The sequence below is a fragment of the Paenibacillus sp. TSA_86.1 genome (assembly GCF_052691815.1).
The window spans coordinates 625,341-641,182 of record NZ_JBQZGE010000002.1 but is presented as its reverse complement, the minus strand read 5'-3'; the positions used below and the strand labels follow the sequence as shown (position 1 = coordinate 641,182).

12 protein-coding genes are annotated in these 15,842 nt (G+C 44.1%); 7 read left to right on the top strand and 5 right to left on the bottom strand.

The genetic code is table 11. From position 1 onward, the window contains the following. Window positions 1-138 precede the first annotated feature (138 nt). Window positions 139-762, top strand: coding sequence for a hypothetical protein (locus tag ACUTVW_RS08845; RefSeq protein WP_445645428.1), 624 nt, complete (start codon window positions 139-141; stop codon window positions 760-762). Window positions 763-797: 35 nt separating this feature from the next. Here ACUTVW_RS08845 and ACUTVW_RS08840 read toward each other — a convergent pair whose 3' ends face one another. Beyond that, window positions 798-1,454 carry an MBL fold metallo-hydrolase gene (locus ACUTVW_RS08840; RefSeq protein WP_445645427.1) on the bottom strand — a complete coding sequence of 219 codons (657 nt, stop codon included), beginning with the start codon at window positions 1,452-1,454 and terminating at the stop codon, window positions 798-800. A gap of 191 nt (window positions 1,455-1,645) precedes the next feature. Next, window positions 1,646-2,458, bottom strand: coding sequence for an undecaprenyl-diphosphate phosphatase (locus ACUTVW_RS08835; RefSeq protein WP_445645426.1), 813 nt, complete (start codon window positions 2,456-2,458; stop codon window positions 1,646-1,648). A gap of 285 nt (window positions 2,459-2,743) precedes the next feature. Between ACUTVW_RS08835 and ACUTVW_RS08830 the strand changes: the two genes are divergently transcribed. Together ACUTVW_RS08830 and ACUTVW_RS08825 are read left to right on the top strand one after the other, a co-directional pair. Next, complete coding sequence (locus ACUTVW_RS08830; RefSeq protein ID WP_445645425.1) at window positions 2,744-3,784, top strand: ABC transporter substrate-binding protein; 1,041 nt, start codon at window positions 2,744-2,746, stop codon at window positions 3,782-3,784. Window positions 3,785-3,962: 178 nt separating this feature from the next. Beyond that, a complete protein-coding gene (locus ACUTVW_RS08825) occupies window positions 3,963-5,003 on the top strand; it encodes an NAD(P)-dependent alcohol dehydrogenase (protein ID WP_445645424.1) in 1,041 nt (346 codons plus the stop codon). A 137-nt stretch (window positions 5,004-5,140) separates the two neighbouring features. Here ACUTVW_RS08825 and ACUTVW_RS08820 read toward each other — a convergent pair whose 3' ends face one another. After that, a complete protein-coding gene (locus tag ACUTVW_RS08820; protein ID WP_445645423.1) occupies window positions 5,141-6,121 on the bottom strand; it encodes an aldo/keto reductase in 981 nt (326 codons plus the stop codon). 466 nt (window positions 6,122-6,587) lie between these two features. Between ACUTVW_RS08820 and helD the strand changes: the two genes are divergently transcribed. From helD to ACUTVW_RS08805, 3 genes are all read left to right on the top strand, one after another. Continuing rightward, on the top strand, window positions 6,588-9,008 hold the full coding sequence (gene helD / locus ACUTVW_RS08815) for an RNA polymerase recycling motor HelD (protein ID WP_445645422.1): 2,421 nt from the start codon (window positions 6,588-6,590) through the stop codon (window positions 9,006-9,008). Window positions 9,009-9,359: 351 nt separating this feature from the next. Continuing rightward, on the top strand, window positions 9,360-9,710 hold the full coding sequence (locus ACUTVW_RS08810; RefSeq protein WP_445645498.1) for a DoxX family protein: 351 nt from the start codon (window positions 9,360-9,362) through the stop codon (window positions 9,708-9,710). Between the two features lie 135 nt (window positions 9,711-9,845). Next, window positions 9,846-10,271: a MarR family winged helix-turn-helix transcriptional regulator gene (locus tag ACUTVW_RS08805; protein ID WP_445645421.1), complete on the top strand. Its 426-nt coding sequence runs from the start codon at window positions 9,846-9,848 to the stop codon at window positions 10,269-10,271. A gap of 134 nt (window positions 10,272-10,405) precedes the next feature. On the opposite strand, the gene ACUTVW_RS08800 is transcribed toward ACUTVW_RS08805, so the two are convergent. Next, the gene (locus tag ACUTVW_RS08800; RefSeq protein WP_445645420.1) at window positions 10,406-12,730 is read right to left on the bottom strand and encodes an MMPL family transporter; all 2,325 of its coding nucleotides are present in this window, start codon (window positions 12,728-12,730) and stop codon (window positions 10,406-10,408) included. Between the two features lie 78 nt (window positions 12,731-12,808). Further along, window positions 12,809-13,426 carry a TetR/AcrR family transcriptional regulator gene (locus ACUTVW_RS08795; protein ID WP_445645419.1) on the bottom strand — a complete coding sequence of 206 codons (618 nt, stop codon included), beginning with the start codon at window positions 13,424-13,426 and terminating at the stop codon, window positions 12,809-12,811. A 1,170-nt stretch (window positions 13,427-14,596) separates the two neighbouring features. Here ACUTVW_RS08795 and ACUTVW_RS08790 point away from each other — a divergent pair. Next, a complete protein-coding gene (locus ACUTVW_RS08790) occupies window positions 14,597-15,841 on the top strand; it encodes a saccharopine dehydrogenase family protein (RefSeq protein WP_445645418.1) in 1,245 nt (414 codons plus the stop codon). Window position 15,842 lies beyond the last annotated feature (1 nt).

The following is a 15,842-nucleotide window of genomic DNA, read 5'->3' as shown; positions in this document are numbered from 1 at the left end:
ATTATATCTAGTTATAGCCTTAGGATATAACAAAAAAAGTTTGGCATGAGTTAAAGAACGTGTAAGTTTGAAAGTGACACCGCTGATGTTACAATGACTAATTATGTTCATATGAATGAGTGAAAGGAAGAAAAACGAATGAATCTGTATCATATTCAAACTATATTGCAAGGTTTCAACAGGACATCATCATTTCTGGAAGATAACTTCATTGGCATCCCTTGGTCTGGTCTAGGGGACCTTGAGCTTACGCCACCGGAGCAATGGAAAGAACAACTGGCTCAACGTTATAGCCTGGGGGAGACGGAATGTACAAATACACTTGCAACACTACATATGTTTGCTAACCTGATGCAGGATGGGGACTACGTCTTAATAAGGGACGAGGAATGGACCTATGTAGGGGATATCGGAGATTATTATTACGATGACTCCTTAGGTGCTGAAGATGAATTGATCTGTCACCGCCGGGGAGTCACTTGGTTAGGACGTATTCCTCACGCAGAATTGAACGATAAAGTCCAAGCTTTGTGGAACACATCATCCATCCTCGTGAAATTTGAGCATCCTGTATCAGAAGCTCAGCTGGATCGCGCGCTTGCAGTCAGCGCAGCAGCCGAAGCAAGCAACGCTCTCACAGCAAATGTGGATGAAGCTTTAATTCAAGCGGCACTTCAAGTACTGAAAGAAGCCCTGCAAAGCGAAGAAGAAGTGCTGCGAGTGCGAGCGGCGACAGCCATTTTAGAGTATGCCAAACCTTAAAATATGAAAACAGAAACAGAAACCACCATTTAATTCTAAATCAGCCGTAAGATCTGTTCCTTTATATGCATATCACTGAGACCACCGTGATAACAAATTACGGATGAAATATCGAGTTCCAGATACTTTTTCAAAGAGAAGCGCGCTGCCTCTATATCCAGTGTAGTCGGACCGTGGATACCTTCAAGCTGGCCGTTAACACTGTACATGGAATCTCCGGCGATGAGCGTTTTGCTACGCATTACATAAAGACTGATATGACCAGGAGTATGCCCAGGCGTGTGAATAACGCGAATTCCACCGCAAAACGGCAGTTCCTGACCATCCGTTACAGTTTCATCAATCTTGCCTTTTGGGGGATGTTCCAGGTGGTCGTCTTTGATAAGCGGGAGATGTCCCTCAATATAGGGCTTGTCCAGTTCGTGTGCATATATCCTGACCCCAGTACCACACTCCTGCAAAATCTCGGGAAGACAGCCTATATGGTCCACATCCTGATGCGTCAAAATCACTGCTGTTAGTTGGCTCATCGGCACGCCTATCTTCTCTAATGCAAGACATAAATCGTCATATTGTCCCGGAAAACCGGAATCAATTAACACGGCTGTTTCTTCATCCCATATCAGAACAGGATGAATTATAACTCCTTCAAAATTGAGTTCAATCATCTTGATTCCTTTTGAAATTAACATCAATATCAGACCTCCTAATAACAAGTTTCAATGCACAGCTGATCTTTACATTTCTTAAGTAAACGAATAGGGACTGCCAAAAGATACGGTTGTTCTGAATCCTGTGTATGTGGAATTTTTATTATTACTTGGAATCTAATAAAAGGGACAACCGTCTTGGTTGTCCCTTTGCTGTGTATAGAGAATCTTTTTTATAAAAAGATAAGTAACAATGTTCCCGCCGCGAAGCAGTAGTATGAAAAATACTTCAGATTGCCTCGGGCCATAATGCCCATAAACCATCTCATCGAGAAATAGGTAACGACCAGCGTGGTGATAAACGCGATCAGGTAAGGAATAGCGAGCTGAGCACGATTAGGATCATGCGCTATATCTGAGGCTCCCAGAATCACACCACCGATACTGATCGGTATGTAAAGCATAAAGGAGAACTTTAACGCTGTTTCCTGTTTCATGCCGACCGCAATAGACGAAATAACGGTAGCACCCGAACGGCTGATACCCGGAATAAGAGCAACAGCTTGGGCAAGTCCAACCAGCACAGCATCCTTCATCTTCAGATCGCCGTCCTGTTTGCGGCCGCGAAGATTACGGATAAGCCAGAGGGCTACACCCGTAATTAGCAGAGCCACTGCAACCGTATAAACAGATGAGAAGATGCTCTCAATCTGTTTTTTGAACAGTACAGCAGCTACGGCAGCAGGAATCGTACCGATGACAATATATAAGCAAAACATAAAGTCTGCCCGATATTCCGGTTTGCGGGTACGCAAGTAACCCCATCCACCCGTAATCAGCTTCATGATGTCGTCTCTAAAAATAAAAACAATCGCAATTAATGAGGCGGTATTTGTCAAAATCTCGAATGATAGGCCATTCTGCTTCAGCCCCATCAGCCGCTGGGCAATAATCAAATGACCGCTGGAGGAGACCGGAATCGGCTCCGTTGCCCCTTGAACAATGCCTAAGAAAAAGTACTTTAACCACAGTATAATCTGATCCATCTTGTCCTCCTTGAAACATTTCTTTACATTCTCTAAAGCAATTCTATGAGTTGAATCTCTCTATCCACTCTAATGATGATAGCCTTTTAACTTACCTGATGGCAAGTTTGGAGTGAAAATGTCAGAATAAATGTGATGTGGAGCTTGTTTTTCAAGGGGATAGACGAAGTTCGGAATGAATATATTAAACTTGTATTGTAAAAAGGCTAAAGTCGTGATATCATTGATAATGATTATCAATATCATTTGATTTATAGAATCAATACATAAAAGGTGGGGTTATTTTTGCGTAGTACAAAAAGAAGTTCAATATGGATCATGATGGCGCTTGTGTTTATGCTGATCTTGAGTGCATGTGGTCAGTCTGCTTCAAATACAGCTAAAGATGGGTCGGAGAAGACTACTGTATCATCCGATGCGGGAAGCAAAACCAGTAACAATTCAGATGGTACGACAGACACAGGAGCAGGTGCAGAAGATGAGATGGTTTCATTCCAGTCTGATGCTGGTGAAGTGAAAGTGCCGAAAAATCCTAAACGGATTGTGGATCTGACGGCCTTCTCTACGGGATATTTTGTCGCACTGGATGCTCCAGTGGTGGGGGCAACTACAGGTGCAATGAACAACAAATACATCAAAGGGCAGCTTGCTGCGCAAGGAACAGCAGATTTAGGTGAACAGGGGCCTACGCCAGAGCAACTGCTTGCTCTGAAACCCGATCTGATTATTGTATACACAGGTACAGAAGGCATCGATAAGTTGTCCCAGATTGCACCTGTTGTGCAGATTAAATACGGTAAGCGCAATTACAAAGACTTGATGCTGGAGATGGGCAAACTGACGAACAGAGAAGATGCAGCTAAAGCTTGGCTAAGCAAGTGGGAAGCTCAGATTAACGAGCTGAAACCAAAAGTCGAGGCTGCTGTAGGCAAGCGTACCGTATCTATTCTGAATCCGTATGACAAAGGGTTATATGTGTTCGGTCATAACTATGGTCGCGGGGGAGAAATAATTTACGGCGAATTGGGATTTAAGGCTCCGGCCAAGGCTCAAGCGGAAGCGATTGACAGCGGCACAGGCTGGGCTTCCATCTCGATCGAAGTGCTGCCGGATTATGCAGGAGACATTATTTTCACCAGCCCGTGGTCCGGGGACACGAGTGATTCCAAAAAGGTGTACGAAAATAAACTGTGGAAGAACCTTCCGGCTGTAAAAGCAAATCATGTATTTCAGCTTGATCCATCCTCTGACACCTACAACGATCCGGTGTCTTTGGAAGGACAGCTTAAATTTATTACAGATAGCTTACTTTCGGCATCCAAGTAGTTTCAGCAGACAGACTATGTTTAGAGCAAATTGAACGAGAGAAAAAAAGAGGCTCTCACCGTATAGGTGTGGGCCTCTTTACGTGAGCTGGAAAAAAAAGTAGAGCAAAACATTTGACTTAGAGTTAACTATAGGGCTTAAGATAAAGAGGATTCCAAAATCATGAGGAGGTTATACATTGATTACAGCTAAAGCCAGAGCCGTGGACGGACCCGATCAAGCATTTCGTTCCGCAGAGATTAACCGCCGTGATCTGGATACCACGGATGTATTAATTGAGATTAAATTTGCAGGTATCTGCCACTCGGATATTCATACCGCTCATGGGGAGTGGGGCCCCGTCAATTATCCACTCGTACCGGGCCACGAAATTGCCGGAATTGTGACCGAAATAGGTAGTGGTGTAACAAAATATAAAATAGGCGACCGAGTAGGTGTTGGATGTATGGTTGACTCTTGCGGCGAATGTGAGAATTGCCGTAAAGGCGAAGAGCAGTACTGCCTGAAAGGTAACATTCCAACGTATGCGGGAGTAGACAAATACGGTGAACCAACGCAAGGCGGTTATTCCACTCATATCGTGGTAACCGAGGATTTTGTAGTGCGCATTCCTGACAATATTGAGCTGGATGCTGCTGCACCGCTGCTATGTGCGGGGATTACCACGTATTCTCCGTTGCATCACTGGGGCGCTGGCCCGGGTAAGAAGGTTGCCGTCGTAGGGATGGGTGGCCTTGGTCATATGGCGGTTAAAATCGCACATGCGATGGGAGCCGAAGTTACCGTTCTCTCCCAAACGCTAAGCAAAAAAGAAGACGGCTTGCAGTTTGGCGCGGATCACTACTTTGCAACGAGCGATCCGGTAACATTCGAAAAGCTGGCAGGCTCATTAGACCTGATCATTAATACAGTAAGTGCCAGCATTGATATCAATGCTTATTTCTCGCTGCTCAAGTTGGACGGCACACTCGTTAATGTAGGGGCTCCGCCTGAGCCACTCGCCGTCAATGCATTCGCGTTGATTGGTCACCGCCGTTCATTCGCCGGTTCGATGATTGGTGGCATACGTGAGACTCAAGAAATGCTTGATTTCTGTGCCGAGCATGATATCGCCCCTAGCATTGAGGTTATTTCGGCAGATCAGATTGATGAAGCATATGAACGTGTACTTGCCTCAGATGTAAAGTATCGCTTTGTTATTGACACTAGCACGATTTAAGAGGGCAGAGGGTAATAGGTAACTTTGACCTTGGTCAGTGCTTTTGTACAGAATAATAAACTAGATGCATCAGCAAATAGCCCCTATTTCCGCATAAGGAAAGAAGGGGCTATTTTGTTTTGTTACATATATGATGTTTATTGTGCGCCCACGACAGGATGAGGAATATAAGGCTCTTCCAGATAAGCAACATCCTCTGAATTCAGCTTTACGGACAATGCAGCCGTGGCAACATCCAGGTGTGAATGTTTGGTTGCGCCGATAATTGGAGAAGTCACGGTCTCTTTCTGTAAAAGCCATGCTAGCGCAATATGCGTACGAGGCACATCATACTTCTCGGCAATAGCTGCCACCCGTTCGACAATAACACGATCCGCGTCACTTGTAGCATTGTACTTTGATTTTTGTATCATATCCGTCTCTGACCGATGGGTAGTCACGGACCAATCTCGTGTTAATCTGCCGGAAGCGAGGGGGCTGTATGGCGTGACGCCGATTTTTTCCTCTTTGCATAAAGGCAACATCTCACGTTCCTCTTCACGGTAAATCAAGTTCAAATGATTCTGCATGGACACAAATTTGGTCCAGCCATTTTTCTCGGCGGTATACAGCGCTTTCTGAAACTGCCATGCAAACATCGCAGAAGCACCAATGTATCTCGCTTTGCCAGACTTCACCACATCATGGAGGGCTTCCATCGTTTCTTCAATAGGGGTGTTGTAGTCCCAGCGATGGATGATATACAGATCAACATAATCGCTTTCAAGTCGTTTGAGACTTTTGTCAATTTCACTCATAATAGCTTTTCTGGACAACCCGGAACCGTTTGGTCCTTCATGCATTTTGCCATGAACTTTGGTTGCGATTACGACCTCATCACGGTTTGCGTAGTCTTTCAAAGCCCGTCCCAGATATTCCTCGCTCGTACCAAGAGAGTAGATATTGGCTGTATCGAAGAAATTAACACCAAGATCCAGAGCCTTTCGAATTACAGACCGGGAGTCTTCTTCGTTCAACACCCACTCGTGAACCCATTTATTGGCGTCCCCAAAGCCCATACATCCGAGACAGAAGCGCGAGACATCAAGTCCTGTATTGCCCAGTTTTACGTAATCCATCTTAATCACATTCCCTTTCTATTCAAAGTTTCCACGTATTCCACTATTTAATAGGATGGCTGTTTTCTGTTCTATTATGTCATGATTCTCTAGTGAAACTGTAGTTCATTTCCATCGAAATTTTGCCTGATTCGATCAAAATGGGGAGTAGAAGTCCTTTACGTATATAATCGTAAAGCATCAAATGAAATAAATAAAGCCCCTTGGAACAGACCAAGGGACTTAACGTAAATGAAGTTATAATATGAAATGTTGAGCTTTGGAATGAAGAGGTTACATGAGCGGAAAGGATAAAAAAAGATTGAACGCAAAAATACGCCGTGATATAATCGAGAGCGCAGTTGGTTTTTCGTAGAATGTGTAATTGATGTTTTATTATTTCTCCTAACTTAATGTTACATCGTATTCTTCGATTTGTCAACGCACTTTTTTGTGCCAATAATTGGGTTAAGGAGTGGTTGCGACTATGACAGAAACAAGCGAATGGTTGTTGGAAAAAGAAAGATTGAATCAGGTGCGTAATGAACTGCAGGTGAGACTTGACGAATTGGAACCTCAGATGCAGGGTCTCGCGGAGCAAGCTACCGAAATTCGCAAACGTTTCTGGGAAGACGTTACAATCAATACCGGCTCCTACACGGATTTTGAAGATGCCTTTTATACAATTAATCAGCAAGCGAGAGTGCTGGCTGAACGGGAGCGTGGACATAAGCTGTTAGTGCAGCAGTGGAAAAACGTGAATCGTTTGCTGCCTGTACCTTACTTCGGTCGTATTGATTTTAAGGAAAAGGGTCTTGGTTTTACGGAGCAAATTTATATCGGTGTGTCTTCTTTTACGGATAAAGAAGGCTTGGATTTTCTAATCTATGATTGGCGCACACCGATTGCGAGTCTATACTACGATTACGGCTCTGGCCCTGCGGCTTACGAAACGCCAATGGGTCGAATTGAAGGAACGGTGGAACTGAAACGCCAGTTTCAAATTCAGGAAGGTCAGTTGCTGGGCATGTTTGATGCAAATGAAACGATTGGAGACGCTTTGCTTCAGGAAGTGCTCTCCAAAGGTGCGAATTCTCAGATGAAAAGCATCGTAGCCACGATACAAAAGGAACAGAACGCTATTATCCGGGATGATCACAGCCGAATGCTGATCGTGCAGGGAGCAGCAGGAAGTGGGAAAACCTCCGCTGCGCTTCAGCGAGTGGCCTATCTTTTATATAAACATCGCCAGACCATCAAGGCAGATCAGATGGTTCTTTTTTCGCCGAACCCGATGTTTGCGAGTTATATCTCAACGGTACTGCCTGAACTGGGTGAAGAAAATATTCAACAGACAACGTTCCAGGAATACTTGAATTATTGGCTGGGGTCTAGCTTAAGCCTTGAAGATCCGCTTGATCAGATGGAATATGTGCTCACAGCTGGTGAGGAGCAAGGTTATTCGGCTCGTATGGAAGGAATTCGATATAAAGCATCCGCAGAATTCCTGCAAGCTTTAAAAAACTATGGGGAATGGCTCGGACGTGAGGGATTACATTTTATCGGCATCCGCTTTCGTGAACGTGAGTTCATTACAGCAGCTCAGATGTGGACACAATTTTCTACTTATGATGTGAATCTTCCGTTACCAAGTCGTATGTTGTTATTGCAGGAATGGCTACTGAAACAACTGACAGTTTTAGAGCAACAGGAACGGCAAGCAGACTGGGTGGAGGAAGCGCTGAATTATCTCGATACAGACGACTATGCGGATGCATACGGTAAGCTGCACAAGGAAAAGGCTGTTTTTGAAGTGGCGGAGCAGTACGCAGCTCGGAAGAATGCTGGGAAACACCCTGACCTGGATGAAGGCGCGTTTGATTTTGTGGAGCGGGAGGAAGAATTGCTGCGACGTAATATTGTGAAACAGATGTTCAAGCCACTACGGCAGCGTGTACGGAAGTTCAAATTCGTGAATGTTCAGGCAGCATATGAACAACTATTTGTTGAGGCGGCAGCCTACCAGGAGCGTACTCATGCAATGGTTGTTCCGTCACACTGGACTGAAATCTGCAAACAAACCAAAGACATGTTACGTCAGAACAAGCTGTTGCATGAAGATGCGACCCCGTACTTATATGTAAAAGAACTCATTGAAGGTGTACGAATAAACACGGATATCCGTCATGTGTTTGTGGACGAAGGTCAGGATTATTCAGCGTTTCAATATGAATATCTCAAAAAGTTGTTTCCCCGTGCCCGCATGACGGTGCTGGGTGATTTCGGGCAAGCGATCTATATGCAAGCAACAGAACTAGCTGCTGCCGATTCTCCTTTAACGGACCTATATGGTGCGAAAGAAACCACTCTAATCCGGTTAGTACAAAGCTATCGCTCGACTCGTGAAATTGTTGAGTTTACTCGGGCGATGCTGCCAGGCGGCGACGAGATCGTTGCTTTTGATAGAAGGGATCAGAAGCCGGCTTTAATTCGGTCAGAGGCAGGAGAGAAACAACTTCATGAGTTCATCCGATCTGACGTTGAGACCCTTCAAACCGAGGGTTTTCGTTCGATTGCCGTTATAACCAAAACGGCAGCAGAGAGTCACCTTGCATATGAACGTTTGCGAGAGGTCGGTGTAGAGGGACTAACCCTGATTACGAAAGATACGGAGCAGTTTGAAAAGGGCGTGATGGTCATTCCGGTGTATCTTGCCAAAGGTGTGGAATTCGATGCAGTGCTTGTATATGAGGCCTCAGCATCTCGATATGGGGAAGAATATGATCGCAAACTGCTCTATACGGCTTGTACTCGCGCTATGCATCGGTTACATCTATATACGGCGAAGGACTGGTCTCCTTTTGTGCAGGCATTGCCTGAAAACTTGTATCTTTTAAAAAGTGTATAAGTTCACCTTTTCCATAGTGTAATTTTCTACTTTAACGGCGCATTTATTTAAACCGGCTGACATGCTGTAGAGCCTATGCAACAGCTAGTATAACTTATTTTTACTTAATAACGTCAAACGAGAGTCGCTGCGACGGCGGCTTTTTTGGCGTTGCTCTCTACTTTTTCTCATGCTAGGGAAGGATGTACTAGGTATGGGAATGCAAGGTTATGTGCAAGTTTAAGCAATGTAAAAGGATATAAGAGAGCGACAATCTATAAAATTTTATATAGAGGTTGACAATACGTAATATTTGAAACAAAATATATGCTATAGCATGTATATATATGTGCAAAAAATAATGAAAGAAGGATCGCTATGTTCATTTTTATTACGATTTTACAGGTTCTGTTAGGTCTCTTTTTCCTGTTTACAGGAAGCAAAATTATTTCGGGTAAGATGGCCGATGAATTCAAACGTTTTGGTTTGCCCTCCTTTTTTAATGTTTTGACCGGATCGTTTGAGATTGTTGGAGCTATGGGTATGATTGTTGGTTTATGGATACCTGGTTTTGCATTTTGGGCAGGTTTGCTACTTGGTGGCACGATGCTTGCTGGAGCATTCACCTTGATTGTTTTAGCCAAAGATCCAATACAAAAGGCCATTCCTGCAAGTGTTCTGTTTGTTCTTAGTTTGATTGTATCAATGTATTATTTCTTCTAAGAACTGAATAAGGGGGATACTAAGTATCGGAATAACAATCGTTTTAGCCGCCTCATTCCTCGATGAGTGTCGTTTGTAACAATCGTTCAGATCACCTATAATTGGTGTAAGAAAATGATGAATGAGGGTACAACAATGGATTTATACAATGTGACTGGTTTTTTAATTCACCGGACGGATCTCAAACTTACGAATTATTTTATCAAACAATTGAAACCTTACGAAGTCACTCCTGAACAATGGAGTATTATTTCTTATATGGATATTGATAAAGCTACGACTCAAAAAGAGCTGGCAGAGTCTATCGATCGGGATCAAACGACAGTCGTACGAATGATTCATTCATTAGAACGTAAGGGAATGGTTCGACGTATTGTTAATGATCAAGACAAACGTTCACATCATTTATACTTGTCTCCCAAAGGAGAAGAAATAAAACAAAAGTTGTTGCTAACGGTCCAAGACGCTCATAATTATGTTACTCGAGGTATAGAGCCAGAGGAACTGAAACAGCTAAAAGCAATTTTAGAGAAGTTGTACTTGAACGTGCGAGAGGATTAAGTGAAATAAAGAAAGAAATTAAAGTCCGGCATATACATGCTATAGCATGTATATAAGGGGATTTGTTAAGTTTGAGAATAATTATAATGTAAAGACCTCCTCATGAACTGAGGAGGTCTTTTGTTGAAGATACGTTATGACTTGGAATCCGACAAGGGTTTCACTTCGTCGTTGTGGGTACTTAGGGTAGCCATTAGCTTCTCGCCTTCAACATCCAGGTTCGGCAAAATGCGATCCAGCCATTTTGGGAGTGACCAGGCCTTATCGCCAAACATCGCCATAACAGCAGGCACCAGTGCCATGCGGATAATGAAAGCATCAATCAGAATACCGACAGCAAGTGTGAATCCGATCTGTTTGATCATAACATCATCGGTGAAGATAAAACCGGCGAATACGGAAACCATGATAATCGCTGCGGCTACGACGACACGACTAACCTGATTATAACCATGCACGACCGATTCGGTTCCACGGTGACCATGGACATATGATTCACGCATCGAACTGACCAGGAACACCTGATAATCCATAGCAAGACCATAGAGGATACCCGTTACGATAATAGGCATGAAGCTAAGTAGCGGGCCGCCCGTATCGAAACCAAAGAGGGAATGCAACCAGCCCCATTGGAACACAGCCGTTGTGATGCCGAACGTGGCCAGGATGCTAAGCAGAAAACCAATGGTTGCTTTAATTGGAACGATGATCGAACGGAATACAAGCAGCAAGATAATCAATGAAAGTAGAATAATAATCCCTACATAGATCGGGAAAACCTGAGACAGCTTGGCTGACATATCAATATTTACGGCGGTAAGTCCGGTTACGCCAAGTTTGACGTCAAATGTTTTAGCCATGCTGGAGTCTGTCGACCGCAGATCGTTGACCAGCGTTTTCGTGGCAGCGTCGTTAGGACCCGTCTTGGGGATCAGGCTGAAAATAGCCAAGTCTTCCGTCATTCCTAGTGGTGAGACTTGAGTCACGTTATTCTGACCTTGCAGCTCCATGGCGAGTCCGCCCAGAAGCTCTGGTGTCATTTTTGCAGACGCATTACGAGGTTCAGCTACCAGGATCAGTGGTCCGTTAAAGCCTTCTCCAAAACCTTCCGAGATGGCATCGTAACTCTGTCTTGCATTCGTATCCAGATTTGCTGAGGATGCACCCGGAATACCCATTTCCATTTTGGTGATCGGAGTGGCAGCAAAACCAAGAATGAGGATGATCGCAATAACGGTCGCCCAGCGATTTTTGATAACGAATTTGACCCATTTGTCAGCCACACCGTGACTTGACGATCCCGATGATTTAACGCTCTTCTCGCGAGCTTTTTTCGAACAGATTCGTTCACCAACCAGACCAAGCAAAGCGGGCAGCAGGGTTAACGCAACGAATACGTTAATCAGAACTGTTGCAGCTGCGACTAATGCCATCGTGGACAAGAAGGTCAGACCAATCACGAGCATACCGCAGAGGGCGATAATGACCGTTAATCCGGCAAAAAATACGGCACTGCCCGATGTACCGATCGCCCGTGCTGTAGCTTCTTGTGCACTCAGGCGCTGATCAATAATCAGTCGGCGCTGACGGTTGACGATGAAGAGTGCATAATCGATACCGACAGCCAAACCAACCATGAGAGCCAGAACGGATGTAACACTTGGCATGTCAACAAATTTGGAGATGGAGAATGCTCCCCCAACCCCAATAGCAACACCGAGAAGGGCTGTGATCAGCGGCAGGCCAGCTGCAACTACGGAGCCAAGGGTAATCAGCAGTACAATTACCGCGATAACCAGCCCCACAATCTCAGCGGAGCCAACACCTATGGACACCGATTTGAGCGTTTCACCTGGCAGCACCTTGATCTGTGTGCCTTGTTCAACCTTCATCACGGATTGAATGACAGAATCAAACACATCTTGTGTAATGGCTGATTGTTCAATCGTGAATTGGAACTGAAACAGTGCCGTGCTTCCATCGGAAGAGATCAATACACCAGGAACGGGAGTATTGTTCACCATTAATGGGCCGTATGGAGGGGGCGATGCCGTAGCTGATTGAGCCATGTTCATGGATTGTGCCGCATCCGAGGACGAGCTTAAACTGCTCGCCTGTGCAGCTGCATAATCCGCTGGATTAATGACTTTGTCCAGCCCATACACTTCGCTGACACCTTTCATGATGGCAGCTACACGTTCGGGTGTATCCAGCCGTTCGTTGTCTGGCGCTTTAAATACCACGCTTCCTTGACCGCCAGAGGCGGCAGGCAGTTCTTTGGCTAGCTGATCCAGAACTTTCTGTGATTCTGTGCCCTCGATTTTCATCTCGGAACTGATATGAATGCCATTGATGCTGATCATGGAGATGACGATCCCTAGAATGATAACCCAGCCGATAATGAAATAACCGGGTTTGCGAAAAGCGGTTTTTCCTATTTTATATAATAAGGTAGACATTAATTAATTTTACACTCCTTCTATTATAAGTATGTCGGTTACGATGCTGGATGATTATAATGCTTGGAAGGATAAGGTTTAAAACCCTTTTCGCAAATGTTCAAACACCTTTTCCATAAACTGTTCAAAAGAAACTGCGTCTGGATGAGTATCGGTAGCGACATTCTTTCCAGGAAGCAATACTGGAAGCCTCCCTTCAATCAGGGGCAGCACGGTGCCATATATGGCACTAATGAGCAGATACGTATAAATCTCGTCGTATTGTCCATTCGACAAATCGAGCAGGGTCTCCTGAGCCTGAGTCTGCAGCCGGTGCATCGCAGCCAAATAGTGAGGTTCAAGCACCGGATAGGTTCGGGATAAGATGACGAGTTGGTGGAGTCTGCCGATTAGTTCTGACGTGAGTTGCATTTTCACCAGTTCGTACATGATTTCAAGCAAAGAGGCGTGGTCAGGGAGCTGGGTAATCAGGTGTTCAAGCTCAGCTGTATTCGGTACAGAGAGGGCTCCAAGGGCAACAGCTTCTTCCTTACAAGTGAAGTAGTTGGCAAATGTTCTGCGTGAACATCCGACCTGCTGCACGATATCTTCGACCGTGAATCCGTCGAGTCCATGGTTCAGTGCAAGGTCAAAAGCGACTCCGGCGAGAGCTTTTTCTGTGGCTTCTTTTTTCAAATGTCGCAGCGTTCGTTTCATGATATTATACCGCCTATGCGTTCACCTCCTTGTGATGGACCAAAAAAATACTTGGGAATAATACTTGTGAGAGGATCATATCAAAAACTTGCACTTTGTGCAATTTTACTCATTGTGCAATGTTTTTATGGTTGGATGAATATCCATTAAAAACTTATGAATATGCATCATAATCAAAATAAAATTCAAACGGATAAATAGATCTAATAAATAGAGAATAGATGGATCACTAATCCGCGAGTGTTTGGAATTATTCGTAAATCAACATTTGGGAATAAACAGCGAGAGAGAACGAACATTTTTTTCGAGAAAGTATGGCTGGAATGAAGAGGATCATTGATTAAATCAATATAGATAAATAGAGATTTCTGCGAAAGTGTGTTGTTGTACATTTATTTTCAATTAGATGTAGAATAGCGATAATCAACGGAGGAAGTATATTTATGCAGGTGAACGATGGATCTAATCCTCGTGGGTGATCTGCAACGAAGAGTTTCAAGGCACCTTTGATACTGAGCATAAGAATGAATGTTGAAGGTTTGCAAGTACATGCAAACCTTGTTTCATTTCCAATCAAATTCAATTGAAAAAATAAATTTTGAAATATCCCTTGATTTTTCGGGAAACGTCTGATAGTGTAATACCTGTGATTTTGGAAAGTTGATTTATCAATATGAATTAGAGCTTTCCAGCAGATAATTTTTGACCACTTCCCACGTGAAGTTAAGGCCATACGGACAGCCGGGTCAAATGCCGATTGGCAACTTATGTTGCCTTATTGATTGAGTTCAAAGCTCAAATTTTATAAGTTGGTTACTTTACAACCAGTGCATCTGCACATCAACTTGTGAAACGGTCAATAAGAGTGGTAAAGGCGAATTATTTGCTATATAGACTCTGATCCAATATTGATATACATGAAGGAGCTTTCAGCCGAAGGAGTTCTTGTGGACTTTTTTTGGTCATGGAGACTTCACGTCTTTTTCAGGATGTATATCGACAAGCAAGTGTGATGGTGTGCGCGAACGCGACATTTTTCACCTTGCTTTTTTTATTGTATCAGGAGCGGGTGGACGTTGCATAATGAAACAATACAACTGTGATCGTGTTGGAATTTAACGAAAAAAACAAAACTAAAAATCCTAATTATGGGGATAGGAGAATGAGAAAATGGGAAAAGCACTAATCATCGGCGCCGGCGGCGTGGCTTCTGTAGCAGTACACAAATGCGTTCAAAACAGCGAGGTTTTCGAAGAGATTTGTATCGCTAGTCGTACGAAATCCAAATGTGATGAACTGAAAGCAAAATTGGATGGCGGCAAAACAAAAATTTCGACAGCTCAAGTGGATGCGGACAATGTTGAAGAACTTATCGCGTTGATCAATGAGTTCCAACCGGATATCGTAATGAACCTGGCGCTGCCATACCAGGATCTGACGATCATGGATGCGTGCCTGGCAACGAAAACAAACTACATGGATACAGCAAACTATGAGCCGCAAGATACGGCAAAATTTGAATATAGCTGGCAATGGGATTACAAAGAGCGTTTCGAAAAAGCAGGTATCACTGCTTTGTTGGGTAGCGGATTCGACCCGGGTGTAACTGGCGTGTTCTCTGCTTACGCATTGAAGCACTATTTTGACGAAATCGAATATATCGATATCCTTGACTGCAATGGCGGCGACCATGGTTACCCGTTTGCTACCAACTTCAACCCTGAGATCAACATTCGTGAAGTTTCTGCGAACGGCAGATACTGGGAGAATGGTGAATGGATTGAAACAAAACCGATGGAGATCAAACGTGTATACGACTTCAAAGAAGTTGGCGAAAAAGACATGTACCTGTTGTACCATGAAGAGCTGGAGTCTCTGGCGAAAAACATGCCTGGCTTGAAACGTATCCGTTTCTTCATGACATTTGGTCAAAGCTATCTGACTCACCTGAAAGCTCTGGAAAACGTAGGCATGACTTCCATCGAGCCGATCGAGTTCGAAGGAAAACAAATCATTCCTTTGCAATTCCTGAAAGCAGTCTTGCCTGATCCGGCGTCCCTTGGACCTCGTACAGTAGGTAAAACAAACATCGGCTGTATCTTCAAAGGTAAAAAAGATGGCCAAGACAAAACATATTATGTATACAACATCTGTGACCACCAAGAGTGCTATAAAGAAGTAGGTTCCCAAGCGATCTCCTATACGACTGGCGTACCGGCAATGATCGGTGCTGCGATGGTGATGACAGGCAAATGGAACAAACCAGGCGTATACAACGTGGAAGAGTTCAACCCGGATCCATTCATGGAAGAACTGAACAAATGGGGACTTCCTTGGGTAGAAGACTTCAATCCGGTTCTCGTGGATGAGCTGCCAGAAGAGTCCAAATCCAAAGAATCGGAGCTTGTTCGCTAAC

Bases quoted from the DNA above. Each gene is read 5' to 3' on its own strand.
- ACUTVW_RS08790 (WP_445645418.1), top strand. From the start codon at position 14,597: ATGGGAAAAGCACTAATCATCGGCGCCGGCGGCGTGGCTTCTGTAGCA.
- ACUTVW_RS08835 (WP_445645426.1), bottom strand. From the start codon at position 2,458: ATGGATCAGATTATACTGTGGTTAAAGTACTTTTTCTTAGGCATTGTT.
- ACUTVW_RS08795 (WP_445645419.1), bottom strand. From the start codon at position 13,426: ATGAAACGAACGCTGCGACATTTGAAAAAAGAAGCCACAGAAAAAGCT.
- ACUTVW_RS08800 (WP_445645420.1), bottom strand. From the start codon at position 12,730: ATGTCTACCTTATTATATAAAATAGGAAAAACCGCTTTTCGCAAACCC.
- ACUTVW_RS08845 (WP_445645428.1), top strand. From the start codon at position 139: ATGAATCTGTATCATATTCAAACTATATTGCAAGGTTTCAACAGGACA.
- ACUTVW_RS08805 (WP_445645421.1), top strand. From the start codon at position 9,846: ATGGATTTATACAATGTGACTGGTTTTTTAATTCACCGGACGGATCTC.
- ACUTVW_RS08840 (WP_445645427.1), bottom strand. From the start codon at position 1,454: ATGTTAATTTCAAAAGGAATCAAGATGATTGAACTCAATTTTGAAGGA.
- helD (WP_445645422.1), top strand. From the start codon at position 6,588: ATGACAGAAACAAGCGAATGGTTGTTGGAAAAAGAAAGATTGAATCAG.
- ACUTVW_RS08820 (WP_445645423.1), bottom strand. From the start codon at position 6,121: ATGGATTACGTAAAACTGGGCAATACAGGACTTGATGTCTCGCGCTTC.